Source organism: Aerococcus sp. HMSC10H05 (genome assembly GCF_001806975.1).
Lineage (GTDB): Bacteria > Bacillota > Bacilli > Lactobacillales > Aerococcaceae > Aerococcus > Aerococcus viridans_B.
Genome location: NZ_KV786996.1, coordinates 1 through 16,917, shown reverse-complemented (window position 1 = coordinate 16,917; position 16,917 = coordinate 1). Strand labels below are relative to the sequence as shown.

The 16,917-nt window shown below is 34.9% G+C and carries 12 protein-coding genes and 1 tRNA gene; 6 read left to right on the top strand and 7 right to left on the bottom strand.

Features of this window, described 5'->3' with window-relative positions:
• Window positions 1-25: 25 nt before the first annotated feature.
• Together HMPREF3116_RS07065 and HMPREF3116_RS07060 are read right to left on the bottom strand one after the other, a co-directional pair.
• Complete coding sequence (locus tag HMPREF3116_RS07065; protein ID WP_070468716.1) at window positions 26-1,312, bottom strand: alkaline phosphatase family protein; 1,287 nt, start codon at window positions 1,310-1,312, stop codon at window positions 26-28.
• Between the two features lie 339 nt (window positions 1,313-1,651).
• Entirely contained in the window at window positions 1,652-2,026 is a 375-nt protein-coding gene (locus tag HMPREF3116_RS07060; RefSeq protein ID WP_070468713.1) for a lactoylglutathione lyase, read from the bottom strand.
• A 531-nt stretch (window positions 2,027-2,557) separates the two neighbouring features.
• Here HMPREF3116_RS07060 and HMPREF3116_RS07055 point away from each other — a divergent pair.
• On the top strand, window positions 2,558-3,496 hold the full coding sequence (locus HMPREF3116_RS07055) for a zinc ribbon domain-containing protein (RefSeq protein ID WP_070468711.1): 939 nt from the start codon (window positions 2,558-2,560) through the stop codon (window positions 3,494-3,496).
• Window positions 3,497-3,807: 311 nt separating this feature from the next.
• Window positions 3,808-3,890 (top strand) — tRNA-Leu (locus HMPREF3116_RS07050).
• 87 nt (window positions 3,891-3,977) lie between these two features.
• Here HMPREF3116_RS07050 and HMPREF3116_RS07045 read toward each other — a convergent pair.
• From HMPREF3116_RS07045 to HMPREF3116_RS07035, 3 genes are all read right to left on the bottom strand, one after another.
• A complete protein-coding gene (locus HMPREF3116_RS07045) occupies window positions 3,978-4,613 on the bottom strand; it encodes a CBS domain-containing protein (RefSeq protein WP_070468710.1) in 636 nt (211 codons plus the stop codon).
• An 84-nt stretch (window positions 4,614-4,697) separates the two neighbouring features.
• A complete protein-coding gene (locus HMPREF3116_RS07040) occupies window positions 4,698-5,909 on the bottom strand; it encodes an ABC transporter substrate-binding protein (RefSeq protein ID WP_070468708.1) in 1,212 nt (403 codons plus the stop codon).
• A 364-nt stretch (window positions 5,910-6,273) separates the two neighbouring features.
• Window positions 6,274-8,421, bottom strand: coding sequence for a Tex family protein (locus tag HMPREF3116_RS07035; RefSeq protein ID WP_070468706.1), 2,148 nt, complete (start codon window positions 8,419-8,421; stop codon window positions 6,274-6,276).
• 347 nt (window positions 8,422-8,768) lie between these two features.
• On the opposite strand from HMPREF3116_RS07035, the gene HMPREF3116_RS07030 reads away from it, so the two are divergent.
• From HMPREF3116_RS07030 to HMPREF3116_RS07020, 3 genes are all read left to right on the top strand, one after another.
• On the top strand, window positions 8,769-11,483 hold the full coding sequence (locus HMPREF3116_RS07030) for a cation-translocating P-type ATPase (RefSeq protein WP_070468705.1): 2,715 nt from the start codon (window positions 8,769-8,771) through the stop codon (window positions 11,481-11,483).
• Between the two features lie 264 nt (window positions 11,484-11,747).
• The gene (locus HMPREF3116_RS07025; RefSeq protein ID WP_083272808.1) at window positions 11,748-13,061 is read left to right on the top strand and encodes a DUF1576 domain-containing protein; all 1,314 of its coding nucleotides are present in this window, start codon (window positions 11,748-11,750) and stop codon (window positions 13,059-13,061) included.
• On the top strand, window positions 13,039-13,386 hold the full coding sequence (locus tag HMPREF3116_RS07020; RefSeq protein WP_070468703.1) for a hypothetical protein: 348 nt from the start codon (window positions 13,039-13,041) through the stop codon (window positions 13,384-13,386). Before HMPREF3116_RS07025 ends, HMPREF3116_RS07020 begins: the two co-directional genes overlap by 23 nt.
• Window positions 13,387-13,467: 81 nt before the next feature.
• On the opposite strand, the gene gorA is transcribed toward HMPREF3116_RS07020, so the two are convergent.
• Together gorA and HMPREF3116_RS07010 are read right to left on the bottom strand one after the other, a co-directional pair.
• Window positions 13,468-14,820, bottom strand: a complete 1,353-nt coding sequence (gene gorA / locus HMPREF3116_RS07015) for a glutathione-disulfide reductase (protein WP_070468701.1) — start codon at window positions 14,818-14,820, stop codon at window positions 13,468-13,470.
• The gene (locus HMPREF3116_RS07010; RefSeq protein WP_070468699.1) at window positions 14,799-15,497 is read right to left on the bottom strand and encodes a dihydrolipoamide dehydrogenase; all 699 of its coding nucleotides are present in this window, start codon (window positions 15,495-15,497) and stop codon (window positions 14,799-14,801) included. Before HMPREF3116_RS07010 ends, gorA begins: the two co-directional genes overlap by 22 nt.
• Before the next feature lie 172 nt (window positions 15,498-15,669).
• On the opposite strand from HMPREF3116_RS07010, the gene HMPREF3116_RS07005 reads away from it, so the two are divergent.
• Window positions 15,670-16,881, top strand: coding sequence for an O-antigen ligase family protein (locus HMPREF3116_RS07005; RefSeq protein WP_246819074.1), 1,212 nt, complete (start codon window positions 15,670-15,672; stop codon window positions 16,879-16,881).
• The last annotated feature ends 36 nt before the right edge of the window (window positions 16,882-16,917 follow it).

The window sequence follows — 16,917 nt, the reverse complement described above, 5'->3', positions numbered from 1 at the left end:
CTAATATAGCAAATTTCAATATTTGCTATTTGAATATTTGTTCTATAACTTTTCCCTCTACTGGTGTATTAAATGCTAAATCTAACATTGCGAGCATTGTCGGGCCTTCGTCTATTAGACGGCCTTTGGATATTGTTTCGCCCATTTTGATTTTAGGCCCTTTTGCCATAAACATTGTCGTGTAATTTTCTTTTTCAGGACTATAACCATGACTGGCTTTTAAAAATTTGACACCTGGAATACTTTTATTTGTGTCTTCCAATATTGGTCGCTCAATATCGCTCTCGAAATAATAACCTGCTTTAGCTTCAACTAACGCAAAGCAATTTGGATCAGCACCTAAAGCTATCGCCTCATTTTGACTATAAATCTTATCAATGTATGGAGCTAAAGGAGTGAGTAATGTTTTTAATTCATCCATTATAAAATCATCATGATTTTTTACATAGATATAGGTAGAACCGTCTGCTCCTTTAGCATATACGTCATAATCCTGAATCTTATTTTGCTTATCTATTCGAATTAAATCAGCATTTTTAAATAAGTGATTCGGTCGAATAACCGTATGCGTATCAATTTGATAATGATCTCCTAAAAGCACAACATGCGCATCTTTATATGCTTCTGTAGACTCAAGCGCTTTCATTAATTGGCCTAAATGATTGTCCATACGTTCAAGTGCTGCCTTTGATTCAGGTGATTTCACCCCATATCCATGCCTTGTAGAATCAAGGTCTACAAGATGAAGTGCTAACACATCTGGTTCTTCTTTTTTTATCGTATCAACTGCTACAGCAGTGACAAAATCATCCAATTCTGGTTGCTTAATACCTGATCTTAAATGGCCAAATTTATGATTTTTCTCGAGTAAATATTTAGGAGAAGATGCGAAAAGTGATACTGCTATCTGGGAGTGCCATTTTCGATTAGCAAAAATTTCTGCAATATTATAATCAATAGCAACACTTTTACCAGTAACGGGCCATAATATAGTGGATACAGTTAAACCATGATTACTGGCAATCTCAAACAAAGTTGGTGATTTAATATATCTGGTGTACCAATACCAATCGGGTGATAAAAGATCGGGTTGCAACAAAGTATTATTAATAATTCCATGGTCTTTGGGGTACTGCCCTGTCACTATAGATGTATGACACATATAAGTTAATGAAGGGTAAACAGTTTCTACGTTCTCAGCTAAGGCTGCTTCCTGACGAAATTTATTAAAATTTGGTAACGTTAAGGCGTAAGCCAAATCATCAGTTCCAAAGGCATCTAAACTAACAATAACTAATTTCTTATTTGTCATTAAGTCCCCCCTATATAAAATAATCATATATATAATTATAACTTAAAAATTATTTAGTTGGAATGAAAAAGCTTTCATTATATGATAAAAAAAAGCGAGGACAAAAATGTCCTCGCTCTCCAAGACTAGGGTCTCAGCTGTTCACATCAGCTTTTGACCAAGTACCCACTTCCTGTGGTGACTTTCATCGTGTACTTTCTTTAACTACATGCACAGACTTACAGTATGCTGTGCGTGTCGCCTCATCGCATGGAGTAAGTCTAACATGAAGTTACATAGAAAACAATCCTTTTTTTGTCAGTTAAAGCTTTACATGTTAAAATTCTTGAATTGTCAATATTATAAGCGAATCACTTCAATTTTATAACCATCTGGATCAGTTACAAAGAAATATCTTGGTTTTGTATCTCCTGGTAATTGTTTTAATTCAGTGACATCAAAGCCTTTTTCACTATGTTCTTTATGTAGTGATTCTAAATCTTCCACCGCAATCGCAATATGTCCATAGCCGTTACCTAAATCATAAGCCTCTGATCCATAGTTATATGTCAACTCTAACTCATAATCATCATTAGGTAATGATAAATAGGTTAGTGTAAATTCATGTTCAGGAAAATCTTTTTCTTCCGCAACTTCAAATCCAAATGCTTCTTGGTAAAATGCTTTTGATGCCTGTAAATCTTTCACACGATAGCAAGTATGTGCCATTTTCATTTATGCCATCTCCCTCTCTATTACTTTCTTATCTATTGCTAATTATAGTTTAGCAAAGATTGTTAAAAAAATTAACCAAAATCTTATTTTTTATCTAAAAAAGCGCAAATTCTATTATAAGTGATCAATTGACCTAAAATATGGATAATTCTCACGGATAATTTCTGTTAAAATTCCCTTCGTTAATCTCTTCAATTTTTTTGAAATATACACAGGGAAGGCCTGGTAAATCCTTACCCAATTTGTCCAAAAAAGGCTGAGATATTTCTTGATCAAATGGTATGTATAGAAAATATTTCTCTTTTTGCATAGAAGATCTATCACAATTCCAATCCATCTTCTTTTTTTGTCACATTTAGTGATTCAATGTGTGTTTTTGGATCTACTTTTTACACCTTTAAAAAAACAATAAAATTCTTTAGAAATGTACAGTCTCTTTCAAAACTATGTTATCATGATATGAAGTAAAACACACTTTTAAGCATATTAATTACTAAAAAGTGTGATGCAGAGATAAGGAGTACAAAAACGATGATTTGTCCAAATTGCCAATCGGCTATTCCATCAAATGCGCAAATTTGCCCACAATGCGATCATATTATGATCAATCGAGACATGGATGACGATTTACATGATACGATTGAGATCCCAACAGCAAGATATTCCAATGAAATGATTGAACATGACGATCAATACACTACCTATGAGGAGTTGAATAATTCTCCTATTCAAGATACCACCAATAAAGACAAAGGAGATAAAAAGACCAAGAAACCTTTCTTTTCATTTGGAAAAAATCATAAACAAGATAAGAAAAATGAAGACGACGGGCCTAGTCGCCGAAAAAATAAAAAAGCTGAAAACCATCTGACATCTTATATTAATTACTTATTATCTTATATCAAAAAACCAATTCAATCGCCATCAACCAACGAATTTAACGATAATCCAAACCATGGTATAACAAGTTTACTTTTATTAGCTATTCTAAATGCAGTATCTATTACATCTTTAGCTAATTACTTTGTGTCACATTATGAGTGGTTTGCAAACTTATCTGTATTACCTAATCTGGATTTTGATTTTGTTGCTTGGCGATTCGGATTAAAAACCTTTGTATTCTTAATTATTACCCTGTGGTTATTACCAGCTATTATTCATTTATTCAATCGGAATAATGCGTCAGAAAAAATTAGCAACAATGTTTGGCTAACTCATTTTTTTGGTATGAATAGTATTTCAGTGGTTGTGGCTTTCATTTGCTTTTTAATTTCCCTATTATCACCTTTATTTTTCATGATTGTTGTCCTTTTACTTTCTCTCATGCAAATTGCCTTGCTAATTATAACTTTATCTATTCACTTCTTACAGTCAGGTAATGTTAACAATTCAAAAGCATTTTATAGCATATTGAGTGTATTACTATTATTCTTTATAGCGGTTATTTTCTTAGTTGGTTTAATATATTAGTATTCTTTAGCGTTATTTAATTATCTGGATATGCAACTTAAAACGATTACTAGTAAGGCAACCTTCGATATTTACATATCACTACAGGTTGCCTCTTCTTTTAATCATAATCAAACTGATAACATTTATCTCTACAGCATTAGTAACGCTAACACGTATATCTCTTATATTTTGTTATCTTTAACACGCTAGTCTTGAATGCTATGTGATTTTTCTAAACATATTGCAAAATAGTCTGCATCTTTATATAATAATGTATGTGATATTTATTGAAGCTATTCATAATATTATCACTAGACATTTAAAAACTTGCGGTCATGGCGGAATGGCAGACGCGCTGCCTTGAGGGGGCAGTGAGATTACTCTCGTGCAAGTTCAACTCTTGTTGACCGCATTTATATACTTTCAAATACTAGCCAGTAATAGTGGGATTATAAAAAGTGGTTTAGATGACAATATCTAAACCACTTTTTTAGTGTTTTTATAATGTAATGACTTCGTAACCTGCATTTTCAATTGCGACTCTTGCAGCTTCACCTTTACCAGTATGTACTTGAATGGTAATTTCAATACCCTCTTCATCATTAACGAAAATATGGGAAACACTAACATTTGCGTCTGCCAATACTTTCGTAATTTCTGAAAGTACACCTACTTTATCTTCAATGACTTTTACCACAATTCGGCTACTCACATCATCTGGTTGGTAACCCGATAAATCAATCAAGGCTTTAAAAATATCTTTATAAGTTACAATACCTTCTACGACTTTATTATCATCAACAATTGGTAGCACACGTAAGTTATGCTTACGCATATACTCTGCAGCTTCTTCCACCATCCATTCAGTAGTTGCTGTTGCGGCTTGTTTATCCATAAACTTCTCAACATTTGCTTGAGAAAGAATGTAGTTTAATTCATATATACTCAAGCTTGTTGCATCTGAAGCAGATTTTGCATCAATAATATCTTGAGTTATTAGACCAACAAATTGCCCATTAGATGTAACTGGAAGATTATGAATTTTGTGACTTTCCATTTTTGTCACAGCCTCTGTCACATAAGTCTCTGGTGAAACAGTAATTACATCTTTACTCATATATTGTTTGATTTTCATGAAGGTCCCCCCTATATATGTCAATAATATTTAAGTGCTTACATATATTTTATCATTTACCTAAGTAAAGTACAGATTTTAATATTATTTCGGTTCAATTACAGTAACATTCTCAGTCGGCTCACCATTCATTACTTCTTGAATATACGCTGGTGCAGAGACATTATGTTCTTCATCAAAAGAAATATCGTAAGCAATTCCTTCGAACCCTTGTGTTTTACCAATCGCTTCTTTTATGGCTTTTGGATCTGTAGAATCAGCTTTATCTATAGCATCCATCACCATATTTGCTGCATCATAAGCTACTGCAGAAAACATATCTGGTTCTGTCCCAAATTTTTCTACGTATGCATTGTAGAAGTCTTGAACGTCTTGATCAGCATCTTCTGTAAAAACAAAATGAGCTACATAATAGACATTTGTCATATTCTTTGCACCTGCAAGTTCAACGATATTTTGATTTCCTAAGCCATTTGGTCCTACAATGGCAATATCAATACCCATTTCTCTGGCTTGCTTAATAATTGGACCCGCTTCTTGATAATAGCCAGCAATAAAGATGACATCAGGTTGTTGCGATTTTACATTAGTTAGGACAGAACTAAAGTCCGTATCTCCAGAAATATACGATTCATCAATTATCACATCACCTTCAAAATGATCTACAAAAATATCAGTTAAATTTTGTCCATAGTCTGTAGAGTTGTCTTTCAGTACGGCAGCCGTTGAATAGCCATTTTGATTTGCAAATTCAGCAATTGCTGCACCTTGAAAGGAAATTTCAAAACTTGTGCGATAAAAATACTCCCATACTTCTCCCGTTTTTGAATTAATTGTCGCATCATCGACGGTTGTAGTTGCAGATACAAATGGTACCTCTGCATTTTCAGCCACAGGTTGTGTAGCAAAAGTTAAGGCTGCGGTTGCAGGTCCTAGAACTACTGAATTTCCTTGTTCAATTAAATATGTCATACCCGTCGCTGCTTCTTCAGGAGTGCCTTTATTATCATAAGAATGATAGTAAACTTCTTTTCCATCTATACCACCCGCATCATTTCGCTGTTCAACAGCTAATTGAATTGCATTATCTTGGACTACACCATAAGCAGCAGTTGCACCAGTTAACTCCCATAATCCTCCAATATTAACTGCAGCTGAATCAACATAATCTTCCGCTGATGAAGTAGACGAATGATCATTATTCGAGGTGACGGTTGTTGCTTGAGTACAACCTATACCCATTATTGTCACTGCAAAAATTATTGTTAGTATTTTAGCAAATTTCATTTTTTTCATAAAGATTTCTCCCATCTATTTGTAAATATTATTAGAATTCAAAGTTCAACCAAAGATATGCACCAGTTTAAGAAAATAGTTAACAAAAACGCCGGCTCGTTAATACGGGCCGGCGTCTTAGTTAAGAGCCCGTATTTCACGAGAAATAGGACTCTACTATAGTATGGTAGAATCCTCAGTTAACTAATAATAATAATAAATTTTGGTGTGGGCATGTAGAAACAAGTTCTACTTGAATTTTAATCTGTTCAGTCATCATTATTTCTACCTCCCCTTCTTTGAGTTAACTTAAATATAACAAATTCAATGGAATAATCAAGTGTTTTTTAATTATTTTTTAATTCATTTCTAATTTAAAATCAGATTATTTAATTTCAAGCATACTTAACCCGATTCTACCTTTTTTATCATCCACATCTGACACCCATACTTCAACAATATCACCAACTGATACAATATCACTTGGATTACTTACATATTTTGAAGACATTCTTGAAATATGTACTAAACCATCTTGCTTAACACCAACATCAACAAAAGCACCAAAATCAACTACGTTTCGTACGGTTCCTTGTAATTTCATACCCACTTTTAGATCTTTTAATGATAGAACGTCAGATCTTAAAATTGGTGTAGCTACGTCTTCGCGTGGGTCACGTCCAGGAGTCAATAAGGATTTCTGTATATCAAGTAAGGTTTCTTTTCCAATTTTATAAGTTTCAGACAGAGACGATAAATCTACAGTTGCAATTTTTTTTCTCGACTCTTCTGTTTGGAGTTCCTCTAATGAAATATTTAAGTCATTTAAAATCTTTTTAACTGTTTTATAATTCTCAGGGTGAATACCAGTATTGTCTAAAATATTATCACCATCAGTTATTCTGATAAAACCAACCGCTTGTTCATAAGTTTTCGGTCCTAATCGTTTCACTTTCTCTAACTGTTTTCTATCCGTAAAGACACCATTCTCATTACGGTAGGCTACTATATTTTTGGCAACTGCCATAGACAACCCAGCTACATGACTTAATAATGATGCAGAAGCTGTATTTAGATTTACGCCCACACGGTTTACAACAGTTTCAACGGTAAAGTCAAGCGTTTCTGCTAGTTCTTTTTGCGATACATCATGTTGATACTGGCCGACACCTATAGCTTTCGGCTCTATCTTCACTAACTCAGCTAACGGATCCTGTAAACGTCGCGCAATAGATACTGCTGAACGTTCTTCAACGTTATATTCTGGAAACTCTTCTCGGGCGATTTCACTTGCTGAGTAAACGGAAGCCCCTGCTTCATTCACAATACTGTATACTATGTCTAAATTATTGTCTTGTATTTGTTCAGCAACAAATTGCTCTGATTCTCGACTAGCAGTTCCATTACCAATCGCTACCATCTCAATTTCGTACGCATTAACCAACTCGAGGAACTTTTTGCTAGCTTCTGCTTTTTTATTTACTGGTGCATGTGGGTAAATAACATCTTTAGCCAATACTTTACCTGTCGCATCTACAACTGCAAGTTTACATCCTGTTCTAAAAGCCGGGTCCAATCCCAATACCACACGACCTTTTAATGGTGGTTGCATCAGTAAATTACCTAAATTAGTAGAGAAAGTTGCAATGGCATGTTGCTCAGCTGTTTCCGTTAACTTCGAACGTATTTCCCTTTCAATAGAAGGTTTTAGAAAACGGTCTAAAGAATCTTGAATAGCTGATTGTATTTCACGTGTTGATACTGGGCGACCTTTTATAAAGCGATTGACTAAATATTCAATAATCGGGAACTCATCTGCCTCAATTGCAACATTTAAAATCTTTAATTTTTCAGCCCGATTAATGGCCAAAACTTGATGGGGCTTCACATTTTGAATATTCTGGCTGAAATCATAATAGATTTCGAAAATTGCTTTTTCATCTTCTGCATTCTTACGTTTCTGACTAGTAAGTTTACCTTCTTTTAAGGTATATTTACGTAACCATAAGCGAATATCTGCATCTTCAGCAATCCATTCAGCCATAATTTCATGAGCGCCAGCCAAAGCTGATTTCGTATCTTGAATCTTATCATTTAGGAATTTTTCAGCTTCAGCCTGTACGTTACCTGAAGTCGGTGATGAAAATAGCCATTTTGCTAATTCTTCTAGACCATTCTCTTTCGCAATTGTCGCTTTAGTACGGCGCTTTTGTTTATATGGCGCATATAAATCTTCTACTGTTTGCAAAACAGTTGCCTTTTTAATTTTGTCCGCTAGTTTATCGGTTAACTTTCCTTGTTCTTCAATATTCGCAAGAACCGATGCCTTTCTCTCCTCTAACTGTTTCGTATATTGGTAAGCATGTTCAATTTCTCTAATTTGAACTTCGTCTAATGACTGCGTTACTTCCTTACGATAACGCGCAATAAAGGGGACGGTATTACCTTCTTCCAACAGTCCCAATACATTTTCAATTTGTTGCTTGTTAAAGGGTAAACTTTGATTAATTATTTGAATGTAAGATGATTCCATATTCAACACCTTTCTTTTTTCGCGAACAATAATTATACCCCAAAAGTATAACTTTTGCTATTCTTCATATTTTGACGTTATTAACGCATTTTATTTTCGGCTAATTATTGCAATTCTATTCTAAATAAAATATAATTGTGTTAACTTAAACAGTTCCATGAGGGAGTAATCAGCGATTATTATATCGTGGCGGCGCCAACATATACGGCAGATATCTGCTGGTGCCGTCTTAAAAGATGAGACTTATGGCTATTTCTCTATCGAGGAGTAGTCATAGGTCTTTTTTTGAAAAACTATCTCAGGTGCCTGCTTTAGGGAAAATAATTTAAAGGATGGAGAGATGATTAATGTCAGAAGAAAAGAACAATCAGTCTTTCTTCACTCAAGATACTGATCAAGTATTCACATCATTAAATTCTTCCACAGAAGGTTTAACAGATGCTGAAGCTGCTAGTCGCTTAGAGAAGAATGGACCGAATGAAATTAAGGAAGGTGAACGCAAATCTACCTTACAGAAGTTCTTGGATCAATTTAAAGATTTAATGATTATTATCTTATTAATTGCTGCAGCGCTTTCTTTAATTTTAGAAGGTATGCACGGTATGGTAGATGCTATTATCATCCTTGCAGTTGTATTAATTAATGCAATTATGGGTGTTGTTCAAGAAAATAAAGCTGAGGATGCAATTGACTCTCTTAAAAAAATGTCTTCACCTAAAGCAAACGTTCGACGCGACGGGGAAGTTCAAGCGATTAATTCTAAAGATATCGTTGTTGGTGATATTGTAATTCTAGAAGCTGGTGACGTAGTTCCTGCAGATATACGCCTATTTAAAGCGAGTTCATTACAAATTGAAGAAGCCGCTTTAACCGGTGAGTCAGTACCAGTGACAAAAGATATTGTACCAGTGGAAGCTGACGCAGGTATTGGTGACCGTTTAAATATGGGATTCTCTTCTACTAACGTTACTTATGGTCGTGGTGAAGGTGTCGTCACAGCAACAGGTATGGATACTGAAGTTGGTAACATTGCTGAAATGTTAGACAATGCTGAAGGCAAAACAACCCCATTACAAGAAAATATGAATGGGTTAACTCGTTTCCTTACTTATGCAATTGTAGTTATTGCTGTTGTGATCTTTGTTTTAGGTTTATTACGTGGATTTAACTGGATTACAATGCTATTAACAGCCATCTCAATTGCAGTAGCTGCCATTCCTGAAGGTTTACCAGCAATTTCAACAATTATTCTTGCATTAGGTACACAAAAAATGGCTGATCGGCGTGCTTTAGTACGTAAATTACCGGCTGTAGAAACCCTAGGTGGTACTGAAGTTATCTGTTCAGATAAAACTGGTACGCTTACACAAAACAAAATGACCATCGAAAAAGTATACTACAATGGTAAATTACATGACGCTACAGAGGATATTGACCATAACGAACCCGTTTTTCGCGTAATGAACATGGCTAATGATGCTACTATCGCTATAGATGGTTCATTAGCTGGTGACCCTACTGAAACAGCAATGATTCAATTTGGGTTCGATAAAGGTTACGATGTTCGTGAAACCATTAAAGTTCAACCTCGTGTTGGTGAAGTACCGTTTGATTCTGACCGTAAAATGTCTACAACAGTTCACGAAACTTTGGGTGAAGAGCAATCACATGGCAAATATGTTTCAATGACTAAGGGGGCACCTGATGTTATTATCGACAAATGTACACACTATGTGAATAAGGGTGAAATTCTACCATTAGATGAAACAGCGCGTAAAGAACTGTTAGACGCTAACCATGGTATGGCAATTCAAGCATTGCGTGTATTAGGTATGGCTTACCGTTATATTGATGAATTACCAGCTGAATTGAATACGGAGTCTCTGGAGCATGATTTAATCTTTGCTGGTATGGTCGGTGAAATTGACCCTGAACGTCCTGAAGCTCGTGACTCAATTGCTACAGCAAAACAAGCTGGTATCCGTACAGTTATGATTACTGGTGACCATAAAGATACTGCTGCAGCTATCGCAGCTCGTTTAGGCATTATTGAAGAAGGTCAAGAAGAAGCTGTTACAACTGGTGCACACTTGAATGAAATAACAGATGAAGAATTAGCTGCGAATGTTGAAAAATATTCTGTGTATGCACGTGTATCTCCAGAACATAAAGTTCGTATCGTATCTGCATGGCAGTCACATGATAAAGTGGTTGCAATGACGGGTGATGGTGTTAACGATGCGCCTTCGTTAAAACAAGCAGATATCGGTATCGGTATGGGAATCACTGGTACAGAAGTTTCTAAAGGTGCTTCTGACATGGTGCTTGCTGATGATAACTTCGCCACTATCATTACCGCAATCGAAGAAGGACGTAAAGTATTCTCAAATATCCAAAAAGCTGTTCAATTCTTACTTTCAGCTAACTTGGGTGAAGTAATGACTTTATTTGTGGCAACTATGCTTGGATGGACAATTATTGAACCAATTCACATTTTATGGATTAACTTGGTAACTGATACCTTCCCTGCAATTGCTTTAGGTCTTGAAGCAGCAGAATCAGATGTTATGGAACACACACCTCGTGGACGTTCTGGTAACCTATTATCTAATGGTGTATTACCTTCAATTATTTACCAAGGTATTTATGAAGGTGGTGTAACCCTATTTGTATTCTGGTTTGGACGTTACCACATGGGTGTACCTTTGGAAGATGCTGAAGCCATGGCTTTTCTAACCTTAGCATTTATCCAATTATTCCATGCATATAACTCGAAATCAGTATTCAAATCATTATTTGCTTCAAATCCATTTGACAATAAGTGGTTGAATATCGCAGTACTAGCCTCAACAATGTTAATGTTAATTACTGTATTCGTACCTGGTTTAAATGACGCCTTTGGTACTGTTCATTTATTAGGAGACCCAATGGCACTGCAAATGTGGACTGTTATCCTATTAGGAGCTGCTTCAGTCGTACTTTACGTTGAAATCAGCAAATTTATTATTCGTACAACTGGTTTAGATAAAAAATTTGATGTCAGTTCAGAGTTAAATAAATAACGATTTATCCACTTACTTTTAAACTAAAAAGGGTTATGACAGCTTTGTCATAGCCCTTTTTGATTTGAATAAAACAAATATTAGTAGAATGAAATTTCGTTCCGATATGTCATTGACAAAACTAATTATCTTCGCATAAATAATAATACTTTTTCGTTTATGCATTATTTGTGTTTGCATTTTTTGTTTGTCTACCTATCAACTTCTTGATAGTATATATAAATAATCAATAAATTTTCATTTTAATAATAAAGGTGGTTTTAAATGCGTAAAATGCTCAACAATCAGCTATATCGTTTTTTACATCTATTCTTCGGTAAAACAGAAATAAAACCCTTGTTCTTTTATACAGTAGCAAGCATTTTTATATTATTTGGTCTAAGTGTTCAATCACCTAGTTCTTTGATATCTGGTTATTGTACGATCCTCTTATCACCAAGTAATCTAATAACAGACTACTTTGAAGTTGGTGGCATCGGTGCGACTTTTCTAAATGTTGGGATACTTACCTTAGCCAATACTTTTTTTATACATCGTAATGCACCTAAAATTACGGGACCATTATTAGCTGCTGTATTCACAGTTATGGGATTTTCTTTCTTCGGAAAAAACTTATATAATTCGATTCCTTTTCTAATCGGTACTTATCTTTATAGTAAGTATGCTGATACGCCGATTGCTAACTTACTATTGGGTGCCCTTTTCTCATCTGCACTAAGCCCTGTAGTATCCTTAATCACATTTGGCCAGGGATTACCAATTTTCATAGGTATGCCAATTGGTATATTGGCGGGTATCATTATTGGTTTCGTGATTCATCCAGTTTCATCTAGCTTTCTACGATTCCATCAAGGATTTAATTTATACAATATTGGCTTCACTGCTGGCGTGATCGGTTTAGTGATTGCCTCAATTATGCGGGTTTTTGAATTACCAGTAACTTACGACATTGAACCACAACAATTATCTAGTTCACTTGTTACTTGGTTCTTTATCCTCTTTTCACTGGTGCTTTTCTTATCTGGATTTATCTTGAACAATTATTCATTTAAAGGGTATATGAAATTGCGTAAAGCTTCTGGACAATTAATTTCAGATGTGGTAATTGAATTTGGTACCCCCATTACCTTAATGAATATGGGTATTCTCGGTTTAATTGCAATTGGATATGTGCATATTGTTAATGGGCATTTAGAGGGTGCAGTGGTTGGTGGTGTCTTGACCGTTGTAGGTTTTGCAGCGTTTGGTAAACACCCCTTTAATATTATTCCTATCATGGCTGGTATATATTTGATGCAAATTGCCATGCATATAGATAATCCGAATACAACAAGTGCATTATTATCCGCATTATTCGGTACCACTCTTGCACCAATTGCTGGATATTATGGATGGGGTGCTGGCCTTATTGCTGGTGCCCTACATGCTGCCGTCGTCAATAATACTGGTGATGCCCATGCCGGCTTAAATCTATATAATAACGGATTTTCTGGAGGGTTCGTCGCAGCTTTTCTTGTTCCTATATTTGATGTCATAAAGGAGAGAATGAACAAAAATGAGAGAATACGCAAAGGTTAATCGTATTGTATCAGAATTTATGAATTTATTTGATGACTATGAAATTAATAGATACCAAATGGATTTATGTATTGCGGCTGATAAACAATCTACTTCTGTCATTAAATTTGACGGTAAAAAAGCTGATCTTCCACAATCTTTTATTGATCTATTAGATGACTTAAATGCTAAAAGACAACCTGAAATTGAATATTATTATGAAGATCTTCTAGGCATTCGTAATGATACTTTTAATACGGAAATTCTAGCTGCGGTTATCGATTATGTTACTTTTGATGTTACAGATATGGGATTTAAAATCTATATTGAGCGTGTATATCGCTAGAAACATTGTTAAAAGTTAATCTTCATTATAAAAAACGTCCATCTAGGATACGAAGCCTAGATAGACGTTTTTATTTTTTAACTACCTCATTGTTACAAATTCTTCTGCCCCTGTTGGATGAATAGCAATTGTTTGATCAAATTGTTTCTTAGTTAAACCTAATCGAACACCAACAGCAAAACCTTGCATCATTTCTTCAACTGCATAACCAATACCATGAACACCAATAACCACTTCATCAGGCCCTTGTGTAATTAACTTAAAACGTGCAGATTGGCGATTTTCAGAAACTGCTGAATACATAGGGGTGAAGTTTGAATTATAGACCTTCACTTGATCTGCGCCAAATATTTCTTTTGCAGCTTCTTCAGAATAACCAATCGCACCAATTGCAGGATGAGTGAAAATGACTGTTGGTACAGTATTATAATCTAGTAAGTAAGGTTCTGCATGATTAAAAAGCGTATCTGATAAGGTTCTACCTGCCATAATTGCTACTGGTGTGAGGTCCACCTTACCAATAACATCACCAAAAGCATACAATCCTTCTACATTAGTATGATGGTATTCATCAACTTTGATATGTCCTGATTCAGTTAAAATGACATCTGTATTCTCCAAACCGATATTATCCGTATTGGGTGTTCGTCCAATAGCATATATCACTTTTTCGGCTTCAGCAAAGTGACCATTTTTAAAGTTTACACGGAGCAAACCATTATCTAATTTTTCGACTGACTCAGGATCACTTTGTGTCAGTAATTCAATGCCAGTTCTCTTCATTTCGTCAACTAAAACTTCAATAATTGATGCATCATAATTACGTAATGGTCGATCATGTCGAACAGCTTGAGTTGTTTTGACACCTAAACCATTTAAGACACCTGCGAATTCTGTAGCTACATATCCTGCACCAATGATAAGGACACTTTTTGGTAAGGTTTCCCAATCAAAGAAATCATCAGAAGTATCTACTAAATCAATACCTGGTAGTTCAATTAAACGAGGACGTCCACCTGGTACGATGGCAATATGAGGTGCTGTATATTGTACACCGTCGACCTCTACGGTATGATTGTCGATAAATTTCGCCTCACCTGCTAAATAATGTGTACCACGTGACTCAAAACCAGAAGCATAACCTCTATGGACACGGTCAATATATGCATCTCTATTAGCTTTCATTGTTGTATAGTCAACTGGACCTTCTTCTGTGAAATTTAGCCCATATGCAGAACCATATTCATTGATTTGATCTCTTAACATTGTACCATGCCAAGAAATCTTTTTAGGCACACAACCTCGGTTGACACATGTGCCACCCACATCTCTTTTCTCAATAATTAGTGCTTTGGCCCCATATTCAGCTGCGCGGTTAGCTGAAGCTATACCAGCACTGCCGCCGCCGATACTTATATAATCATATCTTTCCATTCTTTCCACTCTTTCCCAAATATTTGTTTTTTCTTACGTTCTTCAGATTCTTTAGCCTGCTTTTCTAAAAAATTTACCCTTGCTTGATTGGTCTTTATAGTAATATCCTCTGTAAAATCATTTGGCTCTTCTTTTAGTGAAACATCTGTCGATGATGTTTGAATTGGTTCCAAATAGATATAGGCATTTGTCTGTTTAGCAGGAATAATCGCTTTGTAATTACCATGATTATCATAGGCTTTAAAATATAAATCATATTTGTCATCATATGCGTAAGCATATACAAGTAGCCAATGATTTTTATAAGAGGACCCTAAATATTTTAAAGTACCTACAATAACAGGTGATTGGTATTGATCAATTATTTTAGGCACTTCAATATCGGGTAATAATCCAGATTTTGCGCGATAGTTCTTGAAATTAAATATCGAATTTAACCCATTCTCTACATTCCAGTAGAAAGTACCACTATGTAGATGGTAATCATCAATTACTTTTTTAAAAGCGTCAATAAGGTCATTTTTCTCCATTTGATGGTTGGTATCTCTTAAAACCGTATAATGTGTTAATACTGCAGCACAGTAGGTACCACAAATACCAGGACTACCGTTGTTGATCCAAGACTTGTAAGATCTGAAATCTTTTTCATCAAGCCCAGTCCAAATGAGTTTTTCCATATCTGTCCCTCCAATTAATATAACTCATTATATCATTATTCAAGACATCTTTTAATTATACTGCTTGATATTAAGGTGTTAAAAATATAATAATATTAAAGGCTGGATATGTTTTTTCGGTAAAAAGTTGCTATAATGATATCTATGATTATATTAGGGAGGTGTACTTTTGGTGAATAGACCAGAAGCTCAACTAACCTGGCCAGTTCAATCATTACTGATTGCGATTTTATTTATCAGTAACTTATTTCCGTTTTACATGACACTTGTTACATTCGCTGTAATATTTATATTTCTATTCATGTTAGGACTTCTTGGCCCCCGGTACATTAAACGAGAGGTGCCTACCTCAATATGGGTATTTATTGCTTATTCAGCTGTGATTTCATTTATCTTTCAAAACTGGGCAGGATTAGGTATATCAATTGCTTTTATTCCAATCGCAATTTACTTTAACTATTACCAGCAAGTTATTCGACCCTATTTTGTTGAAGAATTATTAAACATTGCTTTAATTGGTTCATTTATTATTTTTATATTCGCAACATTTGAATATTTAAATTGGGTGCCCGAATGGGATTATATTTTTATATCTCCTGAAATTAATCGTATCCATAATGGAAGAGCTGAAGCAACTTTTGCGAATCCTAATTACTATGCCATGATGCTAGAATTTTTCTTCTTTATTGGTCTTTACAAAATGATGCGGACAACCAAATACCGCAAAAAATTTGTTTTCTTATTCATATCACTTTGCAACCTGTTCGCGATTATTTATACTGGAACTCGTACATCACTCCTTGTGGTGATTGGTACGCTCTTTGTATTCTATTTCGTATTGGGTTATAAAAAAATAGCCGTTGGTACATTTCTCACTGCTAGCATTGGTACCCTACTTTCGATAAAACTAAGTTTTCTTCCAAGATTTGAAGATTTAGGTTTTGCTTTTGAGGACAGATTCGTCATTTGGGAAATTGCTTTAAAGGGATTAAGAGATAACTTTTGGTTTGGACAAGGTCCACTTACTTATCTAAATGTTTGGCAGGATTACGGTGAAAAGTATACCCAACACGCGCACAATATCATCTTAGATACCTTACTTTCATACGGTGTGGTTGGTAGCGGTATCCTACTACCCTCGATCATATCGCTTGGTAAAAAAATCCTCCAAATGCGAAAATATCCTATTCTTAGAAGGCGTTTAGCCTTAGTATGTAGTTTCTGCAGTATTGTATTATTACATGGTATGTTTGACTTAACAATATTTTGGTTACAAACAGCCTTTTTATTCTTGTTTGTAATCCTTGCAATCTATAACATGTATCACGAAGTAGAGACGAACCCTGAACTACAAGGTGATAATAAAGATTATTCAAGAGATTAAGCTATATATAAATCGAGTAGGAGGAATCTTTCGATT